The organism is Granulosicoccus sp. 3-233 (assembly GCF_052681095.1).
Map to the genome: position 1 here is coordinate 25,889 of NZ_JBQYLE010000007.1, position 24,539 is coordinate 50,427.

19 protein-coding genes are annotated in these 24,539 nt (G+C 58.5%); 4 read left to right on the top strand and 15 right to left on the bottom strand.

From position 1 onward, the window contains the following. Nucleotides 1-17: 17 nt before the first annotated feature. The 8 genes from ACUNV4_RS18055 to ACUNV4_RS18090 form a co-directional block, all read right to left on the bottom strand. Nucleotides 18-908, bottom strand: a complete 891-nt coding sequence (locus ACUNV4_RS18055; RefSeq protein ID WP_430879992.1) for an ADP-ribosylglycohydrolase family protein — start codon at nt 906-908, stop codon at nt 18-20. A 178-nt stretch (nt 909-1,086) separates the two neighbouring features. After that, nucleotides 1,087-1,398 carry a hypothetical protein gene (locus tag ACUNV4_RS18060; protein WP_430879993.1) on the bottom strand — a complete coding sequence of 104 codons (312 nt, stop codon included), beginning with the start codon at nt 1,396-1,398 and terminating at the stop codon, nt 1,087-1,089. A 191-nt stretch (nt 1,399-1,589) separates the two neighbouring features. Further along, the gene (locus ACUNV4_RS18065; RefSeq protein ID WP_430879994.1) at nt 1,590-2,558 is read right to left on the bottom strand and encodes an ABC transporter ATP-binding protein; all 969 of its coding nucleotides are present in this window, start codon (nt 2,556-2,558) and stop codon (nt 1,590-1,592) included. Next, nucleotides 2,555-3,511 carry an ABC transporter ATP-binding protein gene (locus ACUNV4_RS18070; RefSeq protein ID WP_430879995.1) on the bottom strand — a complete coding sequence of 319 codons (957 nt, stop codon included), beginning with the start codon at nt 3,509-3,511 and terminating at the stop codon, nt 2,555-2,557. Before ACUNV4_RS18070 ends, ACUNV4_RS18065 begins: the two co-directional genes overlap by 4 nt. 7 nt (nt 3,512-3,518) lie before the next feature. Beyond that, nucleotides 3,519-4,370 carry an ABC transporter permease gene (locus ACUNV4_RS18075; RefSeq protein ID WP_430879996.1) on the bottom strand — a complete coding sequence of 284 codons (852 nt, stop codon included), beginning with the start codon at nt 4,368-4,370 and terminating at the stop codon, nt 3,519-3,521. Then, nucleotides 4,367-5,314 carry an ABC transporter permease gene (locus ACUNV4_RS18080; protein WP_430879997.1) on the bottom strand — a complete coding sequence of 316 codons (948 nt, stop codon included), beginning with the start codon at nt 5,312-5,314 and terminating at the stop codon, nt 4,367-4,369. The genes ACUNV4_RS18075 and ACUNV4_RS18080 overlap by 4 nt, the downstream gene beginning before the upstream one ends. Nucleotides 5,315-5,423: 109 nt before the next feature. Continuing rightward, a complete protein-coding gene (locus tag ACUNV4_RS18085) occupies nt 5,424-6,950 on the bottom strand; it encodes an ABC transporter substrate-binding protein (RefSeq protein ID WP_430879998.1) in 1,527 nt (508 codons plus the stop codon). A 208-nt stretch (nt 6,951-7,158) separates the two neighbouring features. After that, a complete protein-coding gene (locus ACUNV4_RS18090; RefSeq protein WP_430879999.1) occupies nt 7,159-8,289 on the bottom strand; it encodes an amidohydrolase/deacetylase family metallohydrolase in 1,131 nt (376 codons plus the stop codon). 330 nt (nt 8,290-8,619) lie between these two features. On the opposite strand from ACUNV4_RS18090, the gene ACUNV4_RS18095 reads away from it, so the two are divergent. The 4 genes from ACUNV4_RS18095 (at nt 8,620) to ACUNV4_RS18110 (ending at nt 15,142) form a co-directional block, all read left to right on the top strand. Then, nucleotides 8,620-9,567 carry a MurR/RpiR family transcriptional regulator gene (locus tag ACUNV4_RS18095; RefSeq protein WP_430880000.1) on the top strand — a complete coding sequence of 316 codons (948 nt, stop codon included), beginning with the start codon at nt 8,620-8,622 and terminating at the stop codon, nt 9,565-9,567. Nucleotides 9,568-9,860: 293 nt separating this feature from the next. After that, nucleotides 9,861-12,236: a DUF3772 domain-containing protein gene (locus ACUNV4_RS18100; protein WP_430880001.1), complete on the top strand. Its 2,376-nt coding sequence runs from the start codon at nt 9,861-9,863 to the stop codon at nt 12,234-12,236. A gap of 134 nt (nt 12,237-12,370) precedes the next feature. Continuing rightward, the gene (locus ACUNV4_RS18105) at nt 12,371-13,717 is read left to right on the top strand and encodes a phospholipase D-like domain-containing protein (protein WP_430880002.1); all 1,347 of its coding nucleotides are present in this window, start codon (nt 12,371-12,373) and stop codon (nt 13,715-13,717) included. Nucleotides 13,718-14,023: 306 nt separating this feature from the next. Beyond that, nucleotides 14,024-15,142: an extracellular catalytic domain type 1 short-chain-length polyhydroxyalkanoate depolymerase gene (locus ACUNV4_RS18110; RefSeq protein WP_430880003.1), complete on the top strand. Its 1,119-nt coding sequence runs from the start codon at nt 14,024-14,026 to the stop codon at nt 15,140-15,142. A 124-nt stretch (nt 15,143-15,266) separates the two neighbouring features. Here ACUNV4_RS18110 and ACUNV4_RS18115 read toward each other — a convergent pair whose 3' ends face one another. The 7 genes from ACUNV4_RS18115 to ACUNV4_RS18145 all read right to left on the bottom strand — a co-directional run bounded on the left by ACUNV4_RS18115 (nt 15,267) and on the right by ACUNV4_RS18145 (nt 24,507). Then, on the bottom strand, nt 15,267-16,895 hold the full coding sequence (locus ACUNV4_RS18115) for an FGGY-family carbohydrate kinase (RefSeq protein ID WP_430880004.1): 1,629 nt from the start codon (nt 16,893-16,895) through the stop codon (nt 15,267-15,269). 187 nt (nt 16,896-17,082) lie between these two features. Then, on the bottom strand, nt 17,083-18,129 hold the full coding sequence (locus ACUNV4_RS18120) for an adenylate/guanylate cyclase domain-containing protein (protein ID WP_430880005.1): 1,047 nt from the start codon (nt 18,127-18,129) through the stop codon (nt 17,083-17,085). After that, nucleotides 18,126-18,500, bottom strand: a complete 375-nt coding sequence (locus ACUNV4_RS18125; RefSeq protein WP_430880006.1) for a response regulator — start codon at nt 18,498-18,500, stop codon at nt 18,126-18,128. The genes ACUNV4_RS18120 and ACUNV4_RS18125 overlap by 4 nt, the downstream gene beginning before the upstream one ends. 120 nt (nt 18,501-18,620) lie before the next feature. Further along, nucleotides 18,621-21,296 (bottom strand): response regulator, encoded by a 2,676-nt coding sequence (locus ACUNV4_RS18130; RefSeq protein ID WP_430880007.1) that lies wholly within the window; start codon nt 21,294-21,296, stop codon nt 18,621-18,623. 33 nt (nt 21,297-21,329) lie between these two features. Then, complete coding sequence (locus ACUNV4_RS18135) at nt 21,330-22,097, bottom strand: substrate-binding periplasmic protein (RefSeq protein WP_430880008.1); 768 nt, start codon at nt 22,095-22,097, stop codon at nt 21,330-21,332. 97 nt (nt 22,098-22,194) lie between these two features. Further along, on the bottom strand, nt 22,195-22,965 hold the full coding sequence (locus ACUNV4_RS18140) for a substrate-binding periplasmic protein (protein ID WP_430880009.1): 771 nt from the start codon (nt 22,963-22,965) through the stop codon (nt 22,195-22,197). A gap of 543 nt (nt 22,966-23,508) precedes the next feature. After that, nucleotides 23,509-24,507 (bottom strand): substrate-binding domain-containing protein, encoded by a 999-nt coding sequence (locus ACUNV4_RS18145; RefSeq protein WP_430880010.1) that lies wholly within the window; start codon nt 24,505-24,507, stop codon nt 23,509-23,511. Between the last annotated feature and the right edge of the window lie 32 nt (nt 24,508-24,539).

The window sequence follows — 24,539 nt, forward strand, 5'->3', positions numbered from 1 at the left end:
GTTCCGCGCCCTCAGCGTCAGCCATTGACCGGCACTCGCCCCTCGGCCATCCGTTCAATCAGTGTGTCAGGCACTCCGAACACCAGCCCGGCGATTGCCCCCAGCGCCATGGCACGTCCACAGCTGTCTCCGCCGCAGCGAATGTTGTCACGTACGGCGGATTCGAAATCGGTGGCATGCCTGAGCAGATGCCAGACCACTGGCATGGAATGCTCGGCATAGCAGGCCAGGCCAAAATGACTGGCTGTCTCCAGCGGCTGATAGGCATCGAGGGTCAGCGCTTCTCGCATCCTCTCACCCACATGACCGGGCATCGCCTCTGCCGATGAGGTCAATGCATCAGTCAGGGACTTGCCTTGCAGGATTTCATCCAGACAGTGATATAAGGCACCGGCGGCAGCCAGCACATCCTCATTGACCGAAATCACCTTTGCAGCAGAGTTCGCCGTATCCGCTGATTGACCGGCAGCGAACAGACCCGCAACCACACACAGGGCCGGCATCTGATTGTCGTCCATACCCGATGCGTCAGCGATATCCGCCTCTTCACGGATCATGCGAGCCACGAGTTGTTTTGTGGGTCGGTCTGCATAGCCCACGTAGTGCCCGCACGGGCCAAAGGACTCGAAGAAGTGTTGTCGATGCGTGTCTGTCTGGTATTGCCCATCGACAGCCAACTGCCCAACGATGCGCGCAGATTCCCCATAGTGTGACAACTGACCTGCACGCCTGGCCGCATGCGCAAAGTAGCCCTTCTTGCCTTCATACACGGCAGCATCCGGCTGGCGGAACAGAACATCACCACTGCGGGCAATCGTCTCGATCTGCTCCTGGTCATACAGCCAATGCAAACCCATCGCTGCCGCATCGGCGACCAGTACGCCCGCCAGGGCATCTTCACGGTTCATGTGTCTCTCCACGGTGGTCTCAAAGCGCTGAGTGTAACAAGCCCCCCGGGTCAGGGAGCGAGGCTGCACCAGCGTCAGGTCACCACCGGCAACATCATGGACACCAGTCAGATGTCACTGACAGACCAGACTGTCACGCAGGAGCTGAAGAACAGGCTGTACTGATAACTGAACGGCGTCAGGCCATCATGTCCACCAGCTGCCCGGTGCGTTGCGAGCCCGCAGAGAAATCGCCGTCATCGGTGGCGAGCTGCCTGTCCACGAAGGACTGGATCTCGTCGACGCTGGCACCGGAATCGGCAAGCTGACCTGTTCCTGCGAACAGAGCGTTCTTCGCATCTTCTGGCAGTGTGCCGCCAAGGGCTTCCATCGGGGCGACGCGGGAGGAAGGGCCGCCATCGCCTCCACCAGGAGGCATGGGCGGAGCGGTCTGTGCGTGTGACAAGGACATGGCTGTCGACGTCAAATCGTTGGAGGTGCTTACATTCATGTTCGGACACCTGTTACAGAGCTATATCTGCTCTTCTACGGTTAACGACTCAAGAAATATCCATCTTGAACGCTGTGGCAGGAGACGAGCGTTCTGCACGAAAGACGTGTGTGAAAACAGGCAACAGGCCGCAAACCAGCGTCAGAAAAATGCGACTGATCGCGTTTTCCTGCCATGCGAACGCAGCCACGTCACACGACGTGACAGGCTGCAAACCGCTGTGGCGCAATCTCGCGCAGCACCGGAGCGTCACTTGCACATCTGGCAACCGCCTGTGAGCAGCGATCGCGGAACGGGCAGCCAGACATCTGTCGCAGGCGACTGGGCGGCTCGCTGACTTCCACGGCCCCGGTGATGCGCTTCGATGGGTCCGGTCGTGGAATGGCGGCCAGCAGCAGCTTCGTATAGGGGTGTTGCGGGTTGGTGAACAAGGCGCGAGCAGAGGCCAGTTCGACCACCTCCCCCATGTACAACACCGCCACCCGGTCCGAGATCTTGGCCACGACCCCCAGGTCATGACTGATGAACATCAGTGTCAGGCCCAGTCGTGACTTCAACTCTGCCAGCAGGTTCAGCACTTGCGCCTGAATGGACACATCCAGAGCCGATACCGGTTCATCGGCAATCACCAGTTGTGGCTCAGGCAGAATGGCCCGAGCGATACCCACCCGTTGCCGCTGCCCACCGGATAATTCATGGGGATAGCTTGCGGCGAAGTTGGCGCCCAGCCCGACCAGATCTAGCGCCTTGCCGACACGTTCTGCCCGCTCCTTCCTGCTCTGAAATATTCCATGTATGTCCCCTGTTTCGGCGACAGAGTCGCCTACAGAGCGTCTCGGGTTCAGCGATGCATACGGGTCCTGAAACACCATGCGCAGGTTCAAACGTGTATCGGCCATCTTACGCCGGCTCTTGCTTAGCAGATCCTGCCCATCCAGCAGGACCTGCCCGCCATCGGCCTGTGTCAATCCCAGCAGAACGCGAGCCAGGGAGGACTTGCCGCAGCCGGATTCACCGACAATTCCCAGCGTCTCTCCTCGACGTACACTCAGTGAGATGCCATTGACAGCGTGAATGGCATGAGTCACGCCCTTGCGCCGTACCTTGAACACCTTCTTCAGATCACGAATGTCCAGGATCAGGTCGGAATCACTCGTCATGCGGTAGCCTTCTCGTTCAGCGGGAAATGACAGACAGCTTCCTGACCGAGTGCGCCACGGGCGGTGGGAACCGTACCAGAGCGGCAGGTGTCTGCCGCCCGTTCACAACGGGGTGAAAACGGACAACCGGGAGGGATGGCATGGGGTCGTGGCGCGGATCCGGAAATGGTGGCCAGCAAGGGCTCGTCGGATTCCGGGTCTGGCAGACAATCCATCAATGCGCGGGTATAGGGGTGCATGGGTGTGCGGAACAATGGCAGCACACCGGCCGTCTCCACCAGCTTCCCGGCGTACATGACGGCCACTCTATCAGCCAGCTGTGCCACGACACCGAGATCGTGCGTGATGAACAGAACCCCCATGTCCAGCCTGTCGCACAGATCCCGAATCAATCCCAGCACTTGCAGCTGCACCGTCACGTCCAGCGCGGTAGTGGGTTCGTCGGCAATCAGAAACTGTGGCCGACACGCCAGAGCAATTGCAATCATGACCCTTTGCCGCATGCCGCCGGACAGTTCGTGCGGATACGCCCGCAGTTGATGCGCTGCATCGGGAATACGCACCATGTCCAGCAATTCCCGGGCACGCGGGGCAGGATCAACCTCGGGATCGTGTACTCGCACTGCCTCTTCGATCTGTTCACCGATTCTCAGCACCGGGTTGAGAGAGGTCATGGGTTCCTGGAACACCATGGCCATCTTGCCGCACTGCCGACGCACTCGCTGGTGCGGGGCCAATTGCGTGACATCGGCACCGTCCAGCGTGATCGATCCAGCGCTCAATTCCAGGGCAGGTGGCAGAAGTCCCATCAGTGCCAGAGAGGTCATGCTCTTGCCGGAACCGGACTCGCCCACCAGCGCCATGATTTCACCCGGCGCAATCTGGAAAGAGACACCCCGTACGATCTTCGGTCCGCGTCTGACCGAGACTTCGATATCGTCGACCTTCAGCATGGCGCTCTCACTTGCCCACCATTTCACGGAACCGCGGATCCATTCGGTCACGAATAGCGTCACCAACCAGGTTCAGCGAAAATGCCGTCAGCACGATCATCAGCCCCGGCCACATCAACAACCAGGGCGCACGCGTGATGTAGATGCGGGACTCTGCCAGCATGTTCCCCCAGGAGGGAATTTCCGGAGGCGCTCCCAGCCCGAGAAAATCCAGCGAAGCGGCGCCCAGCTGGGCAAACGCAAACACGAAACTGGCCTGCACCAATAACGGAGAAATCATGTTGGGCAGGATATGCCGCGTGATGACCCACCAGCTGCCGGCCCCGGCGCTTCGCGCGGCTTCGACATAAGGCTCTGCCCGCAGCCGCAGCGCCACGCCATAGACGATTCTCGCCGTGGTCGTCAGATAGATCAGGCCGATCGCCAGTATGGCGTTGAACACGCCCTGACCCAGAATGACAATCAGGCCAAGCGCCAGCAACAGCGAGGGGAAGGACATCAGCACGTCAACCATGCGCATCAGCACGCGGCCCAGAGCCGGGTACAAGGCCGAGAGAATACCGATGGGTACGCCTGAAGCCAGAGCAAAGCTCACCACACCCACACCAATCAGCAACGCAAGCCGAGCACCATAAACCAGCCGACTGAAGGTATCGCGACCGAAGTGATCGGTTCCCAAGAGGTGCTCCCCACCGGGAGGCAACAGGCGATTCACCGGGTCGATCTGGTCCGGCGGAAACGGAGCGATCCAGGGCGACAGGGTCGCGCAGGCGATGATGCTCAACAGGAAGACAACGCCCAGGGTAGTCAGCGGGCGTATTGCCAGGGTCCGCGCGGAGGATGACAGGATGTGTATCATTCCAGCTCCACTCTTGGATCGAGCAACCGGTAGGACAGATCCACCAGCAGATTGATGACAAGGTACAGGCAGACCGTCACCAGAATCACCCCTTGTATGACCGGGTAGTCACGACGCAGGATGGATTGCACGACGGTGCGGCCTATGCCAGGCAGTGCAAAGACGGTTTCCGTTACCACCGCTTCGGATATCAGGGCAGCGAAGGTAAAGCCGAAGGCTGACACCACCGCCAGCAAGGCGTTTCGTAGAATGTGCCGTCGGACCACTCTGGACGGACTGATGCCCTTGGCGCGAGCGGTGCGTACGTAGTCTTCACGGGCAACATCCAGCATGGATGCCCGGGTGAGCCGCAGGATCAGGGCCGCGTTGGGCGCTGCCAGCGCCAGCGATGGCAGGATCAGATAGCGCAGGTTCGCCAATCCGCCGTCTTCGAAAATCGATGGGTAGCCCGAACTGGGAAACCAGCCAAGCCCTGCTGCGAATATCAGGATCAGATAAAGCCCCACCCAGAAGGTGGGTACGGACGCCAGCAGCATCGCCAGACCCGACAGACCTTGATCAATCCAGGTTCCCTGGCGAATGGCCGAGAGAATGCCGATGGGCACACCCAGCAGGATGATCCAGACCATGGTGATCAGCGCCAGCAGAATCGAGGTCTCCGCGCCTTCTCGAATGACGTCCGTCACGGGTGTTTCAAAGAAGATCGATTCTCCGAGATTGCCCTGCAGTGCATTACCGGCCCATATCAGATATTGAACCACCAGCGGCTCATCCAGACCCATCCGGGTACGCAGGGCCGCCACCTGTTCCGGTGTTGCACCATCCCCCAACATCACATACACAGGATCGCCCGGTATCAGGTGTATGAAGGAGAAAACGACCACTGATGCGGCAATCAGGGTAATGATTGCCGCACCGGTGCGTTTCATGAAATAGCGACCCATTCATTCAGTCCCTGGTTGGAAGACAGCCCAATTGCGAACCCCGTGCGCCGTACTCTATCCTCCGGTTGCAGCAAGACTCATCCGCCACCGGAGGACCATGGCGACGCCGCTACTGGTTGGACGCACCCCAGAAATGAGGGAAGGCAGGCGCCTTTTCCCACTGCGTTTTCAGCTTCTGCGATGCGATGTCGTAGGAGAGAATGTTGCCGACCTTCACCACGGGCAATTGCGTGTAGATCAGTTCCTGCAGCTCGGCCCATGCAGCCTGCCGCGCTTCCAGATCGGAGGTACCGGTGAACTTCGCCATGAGTTCGTGTTTTTCATCGGACTTCCACCAGCCGGGATAACTGTCATTCAGCACCGTCAGCAGCACCGGATCGGGCACGGTACCGTGATGCGTCATGAACATGTCCCATTCGGCAGGCTGACCACGCAGTTGCAGTAATGTCGCCCAGTCAACGACAACCATCTGCACATTGATGCCGGCGTCCGCCAGATGTCGCGTGAAGACACTTGCATCATCGAAGTGGGCCTTGTAGTTGGTCGATACCAGCAATTTGATGGGCTGACCGTCATAACCGGCCTCTTTCGCCAGCTCGCGGGCCTTCTCCGGATTACCCTGGTTGTAGACTTCCGTGCCTGCATCGGTGTTCCAGATGTTGCCTTCGGGGAAATAGGCGCCATCGGCCTCATAGAGCTCTGGCTCACCGACCGACACCTGCAGGGCCTGCTCCATGTTCAGGGACGCCATGATCGCCTGGCGCAACAGAATATTGGTTGCCAGGGGACCGGCTTCCGAGTTCATGAACATCAGCCCGAACAGTGGCGCTGCACTGATCTTCACCTGGGTGCCCGGATCCTCACTCACCTGACCATACAGATCGCCAGAGATGTATTCGGCATAATCGTAATCACCTGCCTGTACCCCACTGACTCGCGTACCGACATCGGGCACGGGAATGAAGCGCAAGGCATCGAAGTTGGCAACTCTTGCGCCCGCCTCACCATCACTGGCAGCCGGGTTGGCGCTGTGATCCTCGAAACGCAGCAACTCCACATAGCGGTTGGGGCGTAACTCGCCAAACCGGTATGGCCCGGTACCCACGTAGTTCTCGGCGGATATCGGCTCGTTACCCGCAGCAGTCACGATCTCGGCCGGGTAGATGACCGGCCCGCCATTGACGAAGGCCAGCACACTTTTCCATGCACCGTTGGGCGCCGACAGGTTCAGGGTCACCTCCAGTTCTCCGGAGGCCTCTGCGCTCGTCAGACCCAACAGCTTGCCTCGTGACCCGAACTCGGCCCAGCGGTTCAGCGAGGCGGCGACATCCTCGGCATCCATCGTATCGCCATTGTGAAACGTCACGTCGGAACGCAGCGATATGACAATGGCCTTGCCATCGTCTGAAATGGTTTCACCCGTGGCCAGATACGGCTGAGGGGCCTTGGCGGCATCAAACGCGTACAGTGGTTCGAACATGTGCTGTGCAATGGTCGACACCAGTGTCGCCGTACCCATCTGCGCATCCAGACTGGGGGGTTCGCCGATGGTGGCGTAGCGGAACGTGTCCGCCAACAATGGCGGCGGCATCACAGCCACCAAGGCAGCACCACAAAGCAGGCGTTTCAATTTCATGGAATTCTCTCCCTGTTAAACACACATTCAAAGCCAGGCTGTCCGACAAGCGTGGTCAGCCCTGCGTCCTGGTGAATCGCACTGCATCTGACGCAGGAAAGATGGCAGGCGTAATGATGAAACTGATGTCTACTCCATGAGATCCGTGCACGATGCCGCAAACCAGCGGCTGCCGTGCATTCGGTGTCCCTTTCTCATGGTCCTGTGTTCAAACCGATTTCCACTCCCCTCCGATGGAGATACCCACCGGTGTCAGTCGGCGATCGAACGACACGCTCTCGCCCACGGCATCCACCAGATCGATGTCGCCTTCGACTTCATGGAACACGCTGATATCCCCCACGGCACCAGCACGCAGATGACCTCGATCGGTCAGGCCGAGAACACGTGCGGGTGCGGCGCTTGCCGCTTCGATGACCTCGGGCAAGGTCCAGCCCAATGCCAGAAATTTCGTCATCACATGCAGATTGTCATGGGCTGGTCCATCCAGACAAAACACGTGGACGTCCGAGGAAATCACATCGGGCCGAAAATCACGCGACAGCATGGCCCGGGCGGATTTCCAGGCAAAGGAACCCATGCCATGGGCGACATCGAAGAAGACCCCACGTTCACGGGCATCATGAATTTCCGGACGAATGTTCCCCTGGCCATCGACAGGCGCATTCGGAAACGGGCGAAAGCAATGAGTCAATACGTCACCCTTGCGCAGACGAGCCACCACCTCGCCATAACTGGGCGGGGGTTCGTCGATGTGCACCATGAGGGGCAAACCCGTTTCTTCGGCAACGGCCATGGCAACATCCAGTGGTGCAATGCCCGACGGCCCGCTGGCGTGGGCGCCGAGACGCACCTTGATGCCGACGATGGTATCGGGGAACTCGGCAACGACCCGTACGGCATCTCGCGCCGCCATCAGTCGCATGTCGTGACTTTCGCCAACCCTGACCCTGTCCGAGAATCCATAGATGCCGGCGAAACTGATGTGCAGAAAAGCCAGAATGCGTGCAAAGGCGGGCTCGATGACGTGCCTGGAGAAGCCCGGATAGTTCCCGGGCCCGGCGCTTCCGGCATCCACCAGCAAGGGGCTGGCGGATTTCAGGGCATAGGCATCGGGATCGACCCCCAGGGAGGTACCGCCCCAATACACATGCGTGTGCAAATCGATCAAGCCCGGCGTTACAATCTTGCCACTCACATCGACGGTGCTTGCGCCGGCCGCGGGCGACACATCCAGACCGGCTACCTTGCCACCGGTAACGACAACATCGGCTATCCGGTCGATGCCCTGGGAGGGGTCGATCACCCGGCCTCCTTGTAGTACCAGATCAGCGTTCATCCGTTCACCGCCTCAGCGAGTGCCAATTGCCCCGCCGACTGACTGCATGCAGCAACATTCACGATCATGTTCTCCGTTAGCATGACGGTCGCCTGTCATCGGACGGCCGATTTCCGATCCCTTGAGGTCATCGCTGACCCCGGGGAACGGGTCTACAGATCTACTGCCCACAATCCTGTAACTTTGCTACATTCATGTCAACATCTTTTTTAGCCGTGACGAATGTGGCTTTGTTTACAAGAACTTGAAGAGCTACACGACCTGTAATTTAGTAACAAACCGAGTTACTGCGTCGTGAGCTTCCACGCATCAGCGAGAAGGAATCCAGTTATGCCTGACAGTTCAACCCTGCCCGAAGGGCCTGCAGACCCTTCAGCGGAGGCGCGGCAACACGGACAGATCATCGACATCCTCGGACGTATCAAGGATCAGATGGCCTTGCTCAGCCCGGCGGAACGCAAGGTTGGCGCAGCCGTGCTCGCCGATGTACCACGCGCCGTCGACGACAACATTGCCAGCCTCGCTCAGCGTGCCGGTGTCAGCGAACCCAGTGTCACTCGCTTCTGTCGGGCCATCGGATGCATGGGCGTACGGGATTTCAAACTCAAGCTGGCGCAGAGTCTTGTGGTCGGCGAATCCTATCTCAACCCGGAATTGCCCCCTCGCCCCGCAGATTCCGAGCTGCCCGCCTATTGGACTCCCATCCTGTCGGATGCGCGTGGCGCCTTGCGTGAAGTGGAGAGACAGATCAGCCCTTCGTCCATCCAGGCCGCCGCGGAGGCTGTGACCAGCGCACGCAGGGTATTCACCTTCGGGCTGGGTGGCAGCGCAACCACGCTTGCAGAAGAAGCGCAATACCGCCTGTTCCGCTATGGGGTGAACGTGTCATGCTGTCCCGAAGCCTACTTCATGCGCATGACGGCGGCCACCATGAACCAGAATGATGTGGTGCTGGCCATATCCCTGTCAGGAAGAACGGCCGAGCTCATCGAAGCCGTCAATCTGGCTCGTGGTTATGGCGCAACAACCATTGCCATTACCGCAACGGCAAGCCCGCTGGCAGAGGCTGTCGACCACCCCCTGACCGTCGCCATTGCCGAAACACACGACACCTTGACGCCGACGTCGGTACGCTTTGCCTACCTCGCCGTCATGGACCTGCTATCTGCAGCGACCGGCTATATCATGGGTCCCAGTGCACAGGAAAACCTGCGACGCATCAAATATACCTTGCAGAATCACCGTTCGGGAAACCTGCTCGAACCACTGGGCGACTGAGTCGAAAAGCCAGACAGGGCGGACTGGGTGACTATACTTCTACCGCTTCCCGTTCAGGCAATTCTCCGGGGCCGAAAGTGGTCACGATCGGGCAATCCGGCGAGGTCAACACCACCAGGATATCGGGCTGATTTACCACGCGGCCCAAACGGGTTACCTTCGTAGTATGTTTGCGGCATCGGCTGTGAATCCAGGCACTCTCCCCCTGCTCGGGGACGTCGGACCAACCACACGCCAGTGCCGCGCCCTGTCGATCCGATTCCAACGACAAGCCTGCCCAGAGAAACCGACCGATGGCGACACATTTCAGCAAGGCTACCTGGCTGATCTTCATGGTTTTCTTCATCCTGCTGGCGAGCCCGGGTGACATCCGCGCCCAGGAGGACAACGAGGACAGGTCGTTGCAACGCTGGAATGTCATGCTGGACTGGATCGAGCTGGAACTCAACGAAAGCGAGATTCTGACGGCCGATTTCGATCATTATGAACAGCGGCTCGGAGCACTGATCGACAATGCCGGGCAGTTCAAGGCGCGCACCAACAAGGCGCTCGAAACTCCACAGCTGGAACTGGACACACTGGGCACACCTCCCGAGGAGGGTGAGCCGGCGGAGACCAGCGACATCAACGCCCAGCGTGATGCCATTCAGGAAGAGATCGCGCAGCTTTCACAGCGGGTCAAACAGGCAGAGCTGATTCAGGTCCGGGCGGAGCAGCTGCTGAAACAACTCGGTGGAACGCAAAGACAACAGCTCGAAACACGACTGCTGACGCGTTCACCTGCCATTTACACCAGCCGTTTCTGGACAGACTTTCTGGCGGACGCATCGCATATCGGCAGAGGACTGTCAGCTGATGCACAGGCGTTGCTGCGCGGGCAGGGGCGGGGCAACGGGTCAGCCTGGCTGATTCTGGTTCTCGTGCTCGCGGCAGCCCTGACCACCATCCCGGGGGGGCGCTGGCTGACGGACAGATATGGACGCCGGCCTCAGGCCAATGAGTCCTCCTACTCGCAGCGCACACTGAGCGCATTTGCCGAAGGTGTTGCCAGTGGCTTGCTGCCGGCCGCCATCTTCGGCGGTATCGGCTGGGCACTGGTCAGCCAGGGCCTCGTCGGCGAACAATCGGCGACATTGGTCAAGGCAGTGACGACCAGCCTGGTACTTGCCATCGTCATCGTGGCGCCAGTCCAGGCGGCGCTGGTACCTCATGCCCCCAACTGGCGTCTGGTGTCGGTCGACTCCACAGTGGCGGCACGAGTCAACCGGCGAATACAATGGCTGGTGGTATTCTGCGCAACGATGCTTGCCCTGTACCTGGCCACCGAGCGCTATCGACCCTATGCCAATGAAATCGATGTGGTCAGCAATCTGGTCATCACGCTGGTTATCGGCACCCTGCTGCTGAGTTCCCTGCATCAGCGATTCTGGCGACCAGCAGCCAGCCAGCAGAGCGATGAGCAATCGCATCGAGCACTGGAGGCCATCCGGCGAGTGCTGATGATGATCGTCGTCTGTGCGCTGGCACTCGGTCTGTTCGGCTACCTGGACCTGAGTGCATTCCTGGTATCACGGCTTGCAATAACCATAGGAACGGTCTGCGCCCTGCTGATGGTGCGGCGATTGCTGCATGAATTCCTCGAACGTCTGTCCAGCGCCTGGCACCGTATCGCCAGGCTCGGGCGCGAGTCCAGCACGGGCACATCCGGCATGCTGATACGAGGCATACTGGATATTCTGCTGCTCGGCCCCATGCTGTTGCTGCTCGCCAAGGCCTGGGGAATCCCACAAGCGGTCATTCAATTGTGGAGCCGGCGCCTGCTCGATGGTGCAACGATCGGTGAGTTGACGTTTTCACCAGGCAGTCTCCTGCTGGCCATACTCGTGTTCTCCATCGTGCTGATCGCAACGCGTTTGCTGCGACGGATCGTCTACGACCGTGTGCTTCCCGAAACCCATATGGACTTCGGCCTGCGGCACTCCATCTTTGTCGGAATCGGTTATCTGGGAATCGCCCTTGCAGCGATTCTTGCGGTGGCAACACTGGGGGTCGGCTTGCGCAACATGGCACTGGTTTTCGGTGCCCTGTCGGTTGGCGTCGGATTGGGTTTGCAGGGCATCGTCGGCAACTTCATGTCGGGGCTGATACTGCTGGCTCAACGACCGGTACGTGTCGGCGACTGGATAGCCGTGGGTGAGCACGAAGGCATCGTCCGCAACATCATGAGTGTCTCCACGGAAATCGAGACCTTCGACAAGGCGAGCATCATCATTCCGAACAGCGAACTGGTGTCGAATTCTCTGGTGAACTGGACACATACCGATACTACGGTACGCGTGATCATCAGTATCGGTATCGAACACGGCGCCGACGTGGACCAGGTACAGGCGCTGCTGCTGGACTGTGCAAGCAGACACAATGAAGTTCTCACGACCCCTGAACCTTATGCGCTACTGACGGATTTTGGCGAAAGTGCCTTGCTGTTCGAGCTGCGTGTCTTCGTCACCGATGCCGAGCGCTACCATATCGTGGCCAGCCAGTTGCGTATCATGATCAATCAGGCCTGCCGAGAGGCGAATATCGAGATTCCGTACCCGCAACGGCACTTGCACATGGATGCGCAGGAAATCCGTAGTTGCATTTCGCCCTCAGCCGAAGACGCACGATAGCACCATGAATTTTCATTCCAGAAAGTTTGCAGCAGTTCTCTTTTCGGGAATTGCTCTGACGATATCTTCGACAATGCCGAACTGAAGGGCCATTCCGTAGTACCTTTCTGAACAGACCATAGCGCGAGATCATGATGAGCAAGACTTGCAGTACGCGAGTTGGGCGGTTTGTCCATCTGCTGGCCTTGACGGGGGGCGCGTGGCTACTCTGGTCGATCTACACACTGGTTGTGCCGGAACCTGAAGACCTGCTCCCCGATTCACTCGACCGAGTCAAGGCCGCGGCCGCACCGGTAGCAGGGCAACATGAAACGCCGGATCTGCTGACCACTCTGGAAACTGTCTTGCACAGCCCGGTAACTTCCGGCAATCAGGTCGAGGCACTGATCAACGGCGATGAAATATTTCCTGCCATGCTCTCCGCGATATCGGAAGCCAGGCAATCCATTCATCTGCTGACCTACATCTACTGGTCTGGGCAGATTGCGGAAGAGTTCGCCAAGGCCTTGGGCCAGGCGGTCGATCGCGGCGTCGATGTGCGATTGATCATCGATGGCTACGGTGCGCGTACCATGCCGAGTGAACTCTTCAATCGACTCGAGAGCAGTGGTGTCCAGGTGGTCTGGTTCCACCCGTTCACCTGGTACAACATCCGGCATTTCAACCGACGGACTCACCGGAAAGTGATGATCGTCGACAATACCGTGGCATTCACCGGAGGCGTGGGCATCGCTCAGGAATGGACCGGCAACGCCCGAAACGCCGACGAATGGCGAGATGACCATTTCCGGATCGAAGGACCAGCAGTACGAATGCTGGCGGGCTCGTTTGCCGAGAATTGGTTGAATGCCACGGGCAAACTGATGCAGCTGGACGCTGCCCCACAAGGCGAGGGTTCAACGAAGACGCCGAAACCCGACAACGACGACGGCGCTCGCCTGATGGTGCTATCGACATCGCCTCGCGGAGACCTGTCGCCAGTGGCACTGTCCTATTGGACCGCATTGCAACTGGCCACCCACTCGGTCAATATTGCAACACCCTACTTTGTACCGGACGCCGCGCTGGCCAGGGCCTTGCTCGAAACGGCAGATCGTGGTGTGTCGGTCAGACTGCTGCTGCCCGGAGATTACAACGACAGCTGGCTCGCTCGTTATGCGAGCCTTGCCTTTTACCAGGACCTCGTCGGCGCCGGCATCGCCGTCCACGAATACCAACCGACGATGATGCACACCAAGGCCATGGTCATCGATGACCGATGGAGCCTGTTCGGGTCACCCAACTTCGACAACCGCTCATTCGAACTGAACGATGAGATTCTGGTGCTGGCGGACGATGTCAAGCTGGCGAAGTCGTTGAATGCCAGCTTCGAGGCAGACCTCGAACAGGCCAGACTCATCGCACTGAATGGCAGTGACCTGACCGATCGTATAGGGCAATGGGCTGCTCATGTCCTACTGATCTTCCGGGAGCAGATTTGACAACGAGAGACAGTCTGACTGACAGACAGACCAAGCTCGCTCATCGCACATGCTCAGGCGCTTCACGAAGACACGCCAAAGCTACAGGGAATACGAATCGCATCGAACATCTGTTAACGTCTACTCTTCCTGCCGTATTTCCTGACAGTTTCCTGCCCATATCATGTTCATGACTGCCGTCTTCCTGGTGACTGAGATTCAGTGCCGGAATCAGCCTCAGACTGAATCGGCATGCGATGTCTGATCGGTTGATGGCAGACAGAGAGTTCGATATCCCTTTCCCTGATCCATGCCGACCCGGAAGACATGAGCAAGACACCCGCTGAATTGATGCAAGAGGCCACACGCCTGACACTTTCCGGTGATGCCGCCGGTGCTGCGACGCTGATCCAGGAAGCTCTGTCCAACCAGCCGCTGACAACCACGGACGGCGGAACGGGCAGGCAACCAGGTGATGCCGAGCCCCTGGCAAGGAATCGCATGCGACCGCCCGAAAAGGCAAGCGGCTCGTTCAACGATGGCGTGTTCTCCCGTCATGGCGCGGAAATGCACTACAAACTGTTCGTGCCTGCCCGGGAGAGTCTTGAACCCGCTCCGCTGCTGCTCTTGCTGCATGGTTGTGGACAGGATCCCGGCAGCTTCGCCACCGCCACCCGCATGAATGCCATCGCAGAGGCAGCGGGCATGATGGTGCTCTACCCTGCGCAGTCAAGCTCTGCCAACCCCAACAGGTGCTGGAACTGGTTCGAACCGGCCCATCAGCACAGGGGCGGTGGGGAGCCGGACATGCTGAGCGAGCTGACACGGCATGTCATGGACAGTCTGCCGATTGATCCTCAGCGGGTGTTTGTTGCCGGATTTTCGGCAGGTGCAGCAATGGCACTGGTGCTGGCGGAACAGTACCCCGACTTGTATTCTGCCGCTGGCGTGCATTCCGGCCTGCCGACAGGCGAAGCCACCTCCGACCGGGAAGCATTCGCCATGATGATGGGCAACAGGGTGAATGGTGCAGCATCAAGTCCACCGGCTGATGCGAACTCCTCCGTTGCTGCAACGCAGCCGGCTGACAGTCACACGCCGCTTATCCTCTTTCACGGCAGTCAGGATAGAGTGGTCAATGTCGCGAATGCTGAACGCATCATTGCCAACTGGCTCGCCCGAGAGCAATCCGGAAACGTGCCGACAAACTGGCTGCCCTTGAGCCTGACGCATGACACTGCCTCTGGTCATCACTACGTCGTCACCCAGTATGTCGCGGAAGAGAATCCGGACAGAATCGGCTGCGAGTACTGGCAGATGAGCGAAGGGGGTCATGGCTGGTCAGGAGGCAATCCCGGCGGATCGTATACCGAGCAGAACGGCCCCGATGCATCAACCGAGATCGTTCGCTTCTTTCTCGAACGCGACACCACCGGCTCTTCCTGAGCAGGGTGAACAAGGCGAGTCGGTCGTATCAGTCTTGCCTTGTGCCAACCGACGGTTCCGCTGTGCGCGCCACCCCCAAACCTTCACGATAAGGTCCTGTTCGCTCGCAGCGCTCGGAGATAGATTACCGTTGCCTGATCTCGCGCGCCACTGACTGCAGCCGGCAGAATGCATCAAACCGCGCCTGGTGTAGTGTCACCATGGAGCCCTCGCTCGGTGTGAACGTCTTGCCCGGCGAGGTCATGGCAGTCATGGCGGTTTGCATGTCGCTGAACGAGCCGGCGGCAACGGCCCCCAGGATGGCAGAGCCCAGCAGTACCGGCTCCTCACAGGAGACCGACAGCACCGGCTTGCCCGTTGCATCAGCCAGCAGCTGGCGCACGAGATCGGATTGTCCGGCACCACCGCTGATGACGATGCGCTTGACCGCCGCACCGCTGGCTTCCTGAGTCTCCATGATCTGGCGCAAGCCATAGCCCAGACCGCACAATCCGGCGACGTAGAGCGCCACCAGACTGTCGATCTCCCGGCTCATGCCAAGACCGCAGATGACGGCGCGTGCCTCCGGGTCTGCATACGGTGCTCTGTTGCCGATGAACTCCGGCACCACATGCAGTCCAGCGGCCAGATGGACCACCGCCGAAAGATGATCATCGCTATCGCTGGTGCAACCGGCTTCCATGGCACGATCGGCCAGCCACTCCGGCAAGCTCTTGCCGGCCTGCCGGGCGGCCCTGTCTGCCTCTTGCGAAGCCGGATGCAAGGCAAGGAGCTGGTCGATTGCCGCACCTGCCGCCGATTGACCGCCTTCGTTCAACCACAGGCCCGGAACCATGGCAGAGTGATAGGGCCCCCAGACGCCGGGAACAAATACCGGCTCTGGTGTTGATGTCATCGTGCAGGAAGACGTGCCGAAGACATAGGCCAGATTCTCGCTCGGCGCACCGATGACACCCACGGTACCAATCCCCCCGGCATGCGCGTCGATGAGACCGGCCGCTACCGCTGTCCCGGCAGCCAGTCCCAGATCACTAGCGGCAGCTTCGCTCAGGCCTGACCCCAGCGCCGTGCCTGGTGCGACGACCTCCTGTCCGATCCTGACGAAGTCTTCCTCCACCAGCTCGGCGAGATCGATCTGGCGGAAAAATCGCTCGTCCCATCCGTTTTCGTGTGGCAGATAGGTCCATTTGCAGGTGACCGTACAGGAAGAGCGCGTGGCACTGCCAGTCGCTTTCCAGGTCAGAAAATCGGTGAGATCGAAAAAGTGGCGTACCTCATCGTACACCGCTCGACGGTTTTCCTTGAGCCACAGCAGCTTGGGCGTTTCCATCTCTGGCGAGATGGTGCCGCCAACATAGTCCAGAACAGCGTGTTTTCCGCTGTTGATTCGCCTCGCCTGATCAACGGCACGATGGTCCATCCAGACGATGATGTTGCGCTCCGGATGTTCCGGATCTCCCACCGGCAGTGACGCACCGCCTTCCCCGACCAGGACGAGTGAACAGGTGGCATCGAAACCGATACCCACCACAGACTCCGCCTCGATGCGGGCGGCTGCCAACGCTCCGCGCACGCAATGCCCGACAGCGGCCCAGATCTCTTCGCTGGATTGTTCAAACGTGGTGCTGCCCTCACGGTGCAGCGAGATCTCCTGCTTGTCACTAGCGACAAGCTCCCCACTCAGGCTGAAGACACCCGCTCTTGCACTACCCGTACCGACATCGATACCGATCAGAAAACCCTCGTTGGGCATGTCACTACTCTCCTGTCAGAGGTCCACCGTACCGGACAGCCATGTCCCGATTCACGTCAAACAGGGCGAATATATCAGACATGCTCGCCACACCGCACCACCACCAGCAATAGCAGTGCAGCGACGGCAGGTCACTCGCTCGAGCAGGAAACGAGCGCAGTGGCAGAAACGGCAAGGTCTGATGGGTTCACAGCAAGGCCATGCACTCGATGAGCTCGACCGACCCCTTGCCCTTGAGTTCCACCAGTCCCCTCGACTGACCGCTGCAGGCGTCATCCAGCGTTCGCCAGACCGGGGCACTGACCAGCACGGCATCGGCTCGGGCAGAGGACGTGATGCGATCAGCGACATTGACCGTATCGCCCCAGACGTCGAAACAGTACATCCTCTTTCCGACAACCCCGCCGACCACAGGCCCCGAGTGGATACCGACTCGCACTTTCCAGCCAGAGTCCCGTTTCCGGGCAGCTTCGATCATGTCGAAAGCGGCCGATACGCTTGCCAACGCCCGCTTGTCCACATGCTTCAACAGTCCGGCAGTCGCCATGAAGGCATCACCGACGGTCTTGATCTTCTCCAGTCCGTGCCGCTCGACAATAGCTTCGCAGTCCAGCACGAAAGCCTGCAGATGAGCCACCACTTCCTCGGGCTGGTGCTCATCGCAATACCCGGTGAAGCCGACCACATCGCAGAACAATACAACGACATCCTCGAAACGCCTGGGCCGTACACCGGCAGTCGCCTTGAGCTCGTGCACAGCGGCGGCTGGCAAGGTTGCATGCAGCAGATCATCACCGCGCTTTTTCTCATGCTCGATCTGCTTCAGGTACTCGGTCTGTTGATCACGCAGTTTCTTCCTGTCCAGACTGGAACGAATACGCGCCCTGAGCAGGGCCGCATTGAACGGCTTGACCAGATGATCTTCTGCTCCGGCCTCGATGCAGCGCACGATACTATCCATTTCATCCACGGCTGAAATCATGATCACGGGGATTTCGCGCAAGTGCATATCCTGTTTCATGGCCTCCAGCGTGTCGTGACCATTCATCACCGGCATCATGATATCCAGCAACACCAGGTCATAGGACTCTGCCCGCAGTCGTTCGAGGGCGGTCTGACCATTATCCGCCCAGGCGAGATTCTCGTAACCTTCACGCTTCAAACGTCGCATCAGGGTATAACGGTTATCTTCGTTATCATCCACGATCAACAGCGAGGGCGCCTGTTCGTTCATGTTGCCTTCCCGGCCAGAAGCGTGTGGATCTTGCCCAGCAAACGAGACATCTCGACGGGCTTGGTATCGAAGTCGTCACAACCCGCGCCGAAGGCCTCCTCTCTGTCCTCAGCCATGGCATGTGCGGTAAGAGCGATGATCGGGATCCCGCAGGTGGCGGATGCCGCCTTGATTCGTCGTATCGCTTCCCAGCCATCCAGCACGGGCAGACTGAGATCCATGATGATCAGCGCCGGCAACTCACTGCTGGCCAGCGAAACTCCCTGCTCACCGTCCATGGCAACGATTACCTCGAAGTCGTTGCGCTTCAAACGACGGCTCAACATGTAGATATTGTCCTCGTTGTCTTCGACGTAAAGTATCTTGACCATGGAACGGCAAACCTCAATGAGACAGGGAATCGTGACTGGTAACGTCGGGGTCGGGCGACGTATCCCTAGTGCCATGCTTGCACCTCCAGACGCGAGCGGAATCGTATGAAAGCGGGTCAGTCATGACTCATTCCCGGGTCGTACCGCAGAGCGCGGCAGGATCTCGCGAATACGGGTAATCAGGTCATCCCGGCCGAGCCCTTCCTTGTGCAGTATGTCCAGGACACCGCCATTCAGACGCGCATGGTCAGCCGGAGAAAGGTCGGCGGCGGTCAGCACCACAACCGGAAGATTGCCGGAAGGATCAATGGTCCTGAGACGCGCCAGAAATTCGAATCCGTCCATACCCGGCATCATCAGATCCAGAACAATCAGGTCTGGACGCTGCCGACCGATGCAATCGATCCCTTCCTCTCCGTCCGCCGCTTCATCGACTTGCCAACCTGCTGCTTCGAAATTGCGCGATAGCCGGTATCGGGTGTCACCATCGTCTTCCACCAGCAGCACCTTCGGTGATTCTGCCGATCGATGAAACCGGTCCAGAATCCGATGCAAGCGATCCCGATCGATCGGCTTGGCCAGGAAATCAACGGCACCCAGTGAATAGCTTCGGTCCGCCTGATCGGACATGCTTGCCATGACGACCGGAATATCCATGGTCTTCGGATCCGATTTGAGTGCCGCCAGTACATCCCAACCATCCATCTCCGGCATGAGCACATCGAGCGTGATCATCGAGGGCGCCATGCTGCGAGCCAGCTCGAGCGCCTGCGATCCATCCGCAGCGGTAATGACGTCATAGCCTTCGCGGGCCAGCATGACTCGCATGAGCTCGCGTGCGGTCTTGTCATCATCCACCACCAGCACCCGAGCCGTAACGCTCTGATGGTCGGTAACTCGGGAAGGCGGTTCCTGCGCGCCACTACCGAGCTGTTCACCACTCACCTGAACATGACGTGGCAATTTCAGAGTGAACACCGCTCCTTCACCGGGCTGGCTTTCCACGGTGACGTCTCCACCCATCATGCGTGCCAAGCGACGACTGATCGCCAGGCCCAGACCGGTCCCGCCGTAGCGGCGTGTCGTGGAACTGTCAGCCTGGCTGAACTCCTCGAAAAGACGACCCAACTGCTCCTGACTCAGGCCGATTCCCGTATCGGAAACGACGACCTGGAGATGTTCCACGTCATCGATCAGACAGGTGTCGATTTCCAGTCCGACAACGCCGTCCTTGGTGAACTTGCAGGCGTTGCTCAGCAGGTTCAGCACGATTTGCCGCAGTCGCGTCTGGTCGGCATGAACCTTCAGCCCAGCGTCGGGAATGCTGTATTGCAGGCTGTTGGCATTCTGTTCTGCCAGCGCGGAAACCGTACTGAGCGATTCGTGCAGCAGGGGAAGTACATCGAATTCCTCGATACACAACTCCAGTTTGCCCGCTTCGATCTTGGACAGGTCGAGAATCTCGTTGATCAGCTTCAACAGATGCTTGCCGGCTCTGAGAATACGCTCCAGTGGCTCGACGATATCGTCCTGATTGTCTTCTATTGCATCCTCGGTCAGCATTTCGGTAATGCCGATGACCGCATTCAACGGCGTACGCAGTTCGTGGCTCATGTTGGCCAGGAACTGGCTCTTGGCCCGATTGGCTTCCTCTGCTTCTTGTTCACGTCTTTTCAATTCGGTCAGATCGGTATAGACGGCAACAATGCTGCCATCTTCGGTCTTGCGCTCACTGACGCGAATCCATCGACCATCGGTCCGCTGCAACAATTGCGGGGCTCCCGGATTGCGATGTGAATGCAATCGTTCAGCCAGCCATTCGTCCTGACTCTCCCTGACGTTCTTGACGAGCCCCTGCTGCGCCGATTTGCGAATGATCTCTTCGAAGGTGGCACCCACCACGACGACGTTGTCTTCGGCCAGATTGATGAGTTCCTTGTAACGACGGTTGTAGATGACCAGGCGATCATCCGCATCATAGAGACTGAACCCGTCAGCAATGCTCTCTATGGCGTGACGCAACTGGCTCTGGGCATTTTCCGCATTGCGTGTAGCCTTGGCCAGATCACGGGTTCGCTCTTCCACTCGCCGCTCCAGATCGTCACGCGCCTTGCGCAGTGCCTCCTCGTCGGCCTGTTGCTGCGTCTGCATCTCATTGAAGGCCAGAACCACCGTCCCCATCTCGTCCCGACTGTGCCAGTTCACCGGGATGCGCTCACCACCGCTACGGGCCTGATTGATGGATGCCAGCAACCGCTCCAGTGGCCGGCCAATGGTCGTGAGATGGGCAATCAATGCGGTGGCCACCACCGAAACCAGCAGCAACGCCGCCAGTCCTATCCCCAGTTTCGTGCGTCCCCAGGAGTCTGCGATGATCTGGCTATCGTCCAGCGCGATGGCAAGTCGACCGATATTGATTGCCTGGTCGCCGTAGACATACAGAATCTCCTTCTCTGCGTAATACGGATCCTCTGTCATGCCGTCAATATCACCGACGAAGGCAACCAGCACCTCCCCATCGTCATAGACGGCTGCCGCCTGCACATCCGGGTCGATATCCAGCGACGACAGAATCAGTTTGATCTGCTCGTCTGCGACATTCCACAGGGATTCTGAAATGACCGAACTCTGGATCGCTACCAGTTTTTCCAGCTTGCTCTGCAGCTTCTGCTCGGCCGCCTCGCGTGCATTGCGCTCGGCCATGGCAAAGACCAGCACAATGGTCAACAGAACGAAGGGGACTATCAGTGCGAGAAACTTGGTCTGAATCGACCGAAAGCGGTATTTCAGAAGCACATCAATGACCCTGTCGCTCGTCCATGAATCCGTTCAGTCGGCAAACTCGGTGGCGACATAGTCTTCGGTAATGGCCTCCGGATCAACGCTGTCCAGCCCGAGGTTGAATTGCTCCTTCACCTGATGCCCGGTCTCATCATCCCGGAAGCACAGATACAGAGTCTTGTCCTCCAGTGGGCGTTCATCGAACTTCAACTTGGCGCGACTGTCTTCGAGACTGGCTTCCGTCGATTTCAGGTATTCCAGCACGAACTTGTCGATGACCACGGCATCGATGCGTTGACGCGAAAGCTTTTTCAGATTCGTCAGGTCATCGTTGGAAGGAACGACCATCACCCAACCTGTACCCACCTTCTTGTCGAATTCATCCGTATTCGCATAACCCAATACCGTCCCTATCTTCAACTGTTGCTCACCCAGTGAATCCACGTTGGTCCAACTGATTGGCGCATCGGTATTCTCGGCCAGTCCGAGGGGTCCGCTGCCGATCGGATTCGAGGAGATGAAACCTTCCTGATGACTGCAGTGATAACCCGGAAAATAGGCTATGACGTCATCCGTTCCCTTGGCGGCAGAGTCGATCGCGCGTTTCCAGGGTCGATAAACGACTTCCACCTCATAACCGGCCGCAACAAAGGCCTGACGTACCACCTCGGTGGTGGCGCCGCCGTTGCGCAAACTGCCTCCGGTGTACGGTGGCCATTCCAGCGTCGAGACGACGACCGTCTTGTCCTGTGCATACAGGGTCGATGCCAACAGTGAGAGGAAACTGCAGAGAACCGTCGAGTACAATCTTTTCATTTTCGACTCCTTTTTCTTCCATCGCGCAGGCCATGGCACGCAAACCCACTCCCGGGCCTGCAGCATCATCGCGACTGTTCACCAGGGAAACAGCCGATCACAATCCATATCTGGACTTCAGCTCCAGATACTCGGGTCTACTCTTGAAGGTCTTCAGTGCGCGCGAAAAATCCTGAGCCAGGACGTCATTACCCGGCTTGCGACTGAAAAACAGGTAGCCCGGCGTTTCCGCCAGACTGGGTTGAAGTGCTCTGATTTCGTCGCGCCTGCCCATTCGCGTCGTGTCATCAACCATGGGCAGTATCGAGTCCAGTGCGGTGTCGATCCGGCCGATCAGCAACTGATTCCACAGGCTTTCACGACTGGTGGCCTCCAGCCGGATCATGCCCTCTTTCTCCAGATCCTGTTCTATATCGCCGAATGAATACCCCGTGACGATGCCGAAGGAGCGCCCGACGAGCCTGTCGCTCGCCGATGTCTGCAGATCGGAATCAGCACGAACAAACAGTGTTGCGTCATAGATCAGCAAGTGCTCGCTCGGATAATGGCTGTATGCCGCTCGTTCCTCGGATCGTGTACCGCACAGACCGGCATCGACTTTCTGCTCCTCCACCGAGCGCAATACCCGGCTCCAGGGGAAGCGTCGATATTCAACGGTATCGCCCATGAGTGCAAAGGTGCCGGATACGATATCGATGCAAGGACCTGTCGGTTTTCCGTCTGTCCAGACGTAGTAGGGAGCATAATCCTTGTCTTCCACCGCGATGGTCCTGACGTCTGCGAACGCGGGAAACACGGTTTGAAGGCACAGGAACAGCAGGAACGATGCAGATGAAACAGACGGCTTTGCATTGAAAAAGTACACCATTTTCAACTCCCGGTTCCACGCCATGCAGTCCTGCCACGTCGACCATCCGCATCATTGCAATATCTGGCACTTCAAGAAGTGCGCAATATTGCATTTTACGGGTCTGTCCAGGTTGTTCGAGCAGAACCGTGTCGGCAACCGTACAGAGCTTGCCGATGTGCAATGATCAGATACTACTGCAATAGCTCCGTACAGTCGATCCCAATCGACAGAGCGCGACTTCGAGTGCAGGCAACCATGCATTATCCGACCACGGCATAACCTGCCTGCCCAAGTCAACGCCATTGCATGACCGGAAACACACAGTAGCTGCAATGATCAGGACCTTGCGCCGAATGCCTGCGAAGCATGTCCACGATAGCGTGGGCCGAGAACACGTCGTTACCAGCAGGTGCATTCAGCTGGCCCGTCCGGGATAGTGATGATTGCCAGCGGTCAGGGCAGGCGAATCCGGCCTGCCCATGACTTTCCATCAATGGCTCATTGCGTCATCAGACCTGCATGACCCGGGACGGTCGGGTCGGAACTCACGATTCACGGCGTTCAGAAATCGAAGTCAGCGATATTGTCCGCGTTGAAAGTCGTCAGTGCGGATTGTGTGTTGATGGAGTTGTTTTCATTGATGGTGATGGTGCCCAGATTCGGGACTTCGAAGGTTGCACCCACTTCGTTCTTCATGGAACCGTCCTTCAACCCTACCGAGAAATGAGCGGCCAACCATCCTTCGTTGTACGGCGACCAGAGCTGGAAGCCCTCGACGGTGCCGTCCTCGATGAAATCTCGCATTTCTGATGGCAAGCCCAATCCTGTGACCTTGACGGTATCCGAGATGCCTCGACTCTGTACGACCTGAGCGGCCGCAGCGATACCGACCGTGGTGGGCGCGATGACCCCTTGCAAATCCGGGTAGTTGGCCAGCAACGCTTCCATTTCAGTGGTGGATTTCTCAGGCTGATCATCTCCGTATACCGTTGCTACCAGTGTCATGTCCGCGTACTTGGGATCATCGCTGATGGTCGCCTTCATGCCTTCTATCCAGAAGTTCTGATCCGGTGCTTCGGTAGTTGCCGACAGTATGGCCACCTCACCCGAATAGTCGATCAGCGAACCCACCATTTCAACCTGATCGGCACCGACCTTGGAGAAGTCGGTTGGCAGTATCGTGGCGTCACGATGCTCTTCATTGCCGGTGATGTCACCATTGACAGTCAGGACGATGATGCCTTTCTCCCGCGCTGCATCAAACACCTGGTTCAACGCATCGGGAGAATTCGGGGAAATGGCGATGACATCCACGCCACGCTGGATCTGCGCCTCGAGAAAGGGGATCTGCGAGGTGGCTTCGGCAGTTGCCGGCGCGACAAATGTGAAGTTGCAGGCTATGACTTCACAGGCATCCACAAACCCTTGCGTCAACGAATCAAAATACGGGTTTCCGGTGTTCTTGCCAACAAATACGACTTCGACATCGTCAGCAATGGCGACATTTGCTGACGCCAATGCAACAACGGTGCTTGCTGCAATGATCGACTTCTTGAACATGGCTCTCTCCTTCGGTGGTGTTGAACGGGGTT

What these genes read in the sequence shown, in the direction of transcription:
- ACUNV4_RS18055 (WP_430879992.1), bottom strand. Translation starts at nt 908, where the DNA reads ATGAACCGTGAAGATGCCCTGGCGGGCGTACTGGTCGCCGATGCGGCA.
- ACUNV4_RS18060 (WP_430879993.1), bottom strand. Translation starts at nt 1,398, where the DNA reads ATGAATGTAAGCACCTCCAACGATTTGACGTCGACAGCCATGTCCTTG.
- ACUNV4_RS18065 (WP_430879994.1), bottom strand. Translation starts at nt 2,558, where the DNA reads ATGACGAGTGATTCCGACCTGATCCTGGACATTCGTGATCTGAAGAAG.
- ACUNV4_RS18070 (WP_430879995.1), bottom strand. Translation starts at nt 3,511, where the DNA reads ATGCTGAAGGTCGACGATATCGAAGTCTCGGTCAGACGCGGACCGAAG.
- ACUNV4_RS18075 (WP_430879996.1), bottom strand. Translation starts at nt 4,370, where the DNA reads ATGATACACATCCTGTCATCCTCCGCGCGGACCCTGGCAATACGCCCG.
- ACUNV4_RS18080 (WP_430879997.1), bottom strand. Translation starts at nt 5,314, where the DNA reads ATGGGTCGCTATTTCATGAAACGCACCGGTGCGGCAATCATTACCCTG.
- ACUNV4_RS18085 (WP_430879998.1), bottom strand. Translation starts at nt 6,950, where the DNA reads ATGAAATTGAAACGCCTGCTTTGTGGTGCTGCCTTGGTGGCTGTGATG.
- ACUNV4_RS18090 (WP_430879999.1), bottom strand. Translation starts at nt 8,289, where the DNA reads ATGAACGCTGATCTGGTACTACAAGGAGGCCGGGTGATCGACCCCTCC.
- ACUNV4_RS18095 (WP_430880000.1), top strand. Translation starts at nt 8,620, where the DNA reads ATGCCTGACAGTTCAACCCTGCCCGAAGGGCCTGCAGACCCTTCAGCG.
- ACUNV4_RS18100 (WP_430880001.1), top strand. Translation starts at nt 9,861, where the DNA reads ATGGCGACACATTTCAGCAAGGCTACCTGGCTGATCTTCATGGTTTTC.
- ACUNV4_RS18105 (WP_430880002.1), top strand. Translation starts at nt 12,371, where the DNA reads ATGAGCAAGACTTGCAGTACGCGAGTTGGGCGGTTTGTCCATCTGCTG.
- ACUNV4_RS18110 (WP_430880003.1), top strand. Translation starts at nt 14,024, where the DNA reads ATGAGCAAGACACCCGCTGAATTGATGCAAGAGGCCACACGCCTGACA.
- ACUNV4_RS18115 (WP_430880004.1), bottom strand. Translation starts at nt 16,895, where the DNA reads ATGCCCAACGAGGGTTTTCTGATCGGTATCGATGTCGGTACGGGTAGT.
- ACUNV4_RS18120 (WP_430880005.1), bottom strand. Translation starts at nt 18,129, where the DNA reads ATGAACGAACAGGCGCCCTCGCTGTTGATCGTGGATGATAACGAAGAT.
- ACUNV4_RS18125 (WP_430880006.1), bottom strand. Translation starts at nt 18,500, where the DNA reads ATGGTCAAGATACTTTACGTCGAAGACAACGAGGACAATATCTACATG.
- ACUNV4_RS18135 (WP_430880008.1), bottom strand. Translation starts at nt 22,097, where the DNA reads ATGAAAAGATTGTACTCGACGGTTCTCTGCAGTTTCCTCTCACTGTTG.
- ACUNV4_RS18140 (WP_430880009.1), bottom strand. Translation starts at nt 22,965, where the DNA reads ATGGTGTACTTTTTCAATGCAAAGCCGTCTGTTTCATCTGCATCGTTC.
- ACUNV4_RS18145 (WP_430880010.1), bottom strand. Translation starts at nt 24,507, where the DNA reads ATGTTCAAGAAGTCGATCATTGCAGCAAGCACCGTTGTTGCATTGGCG.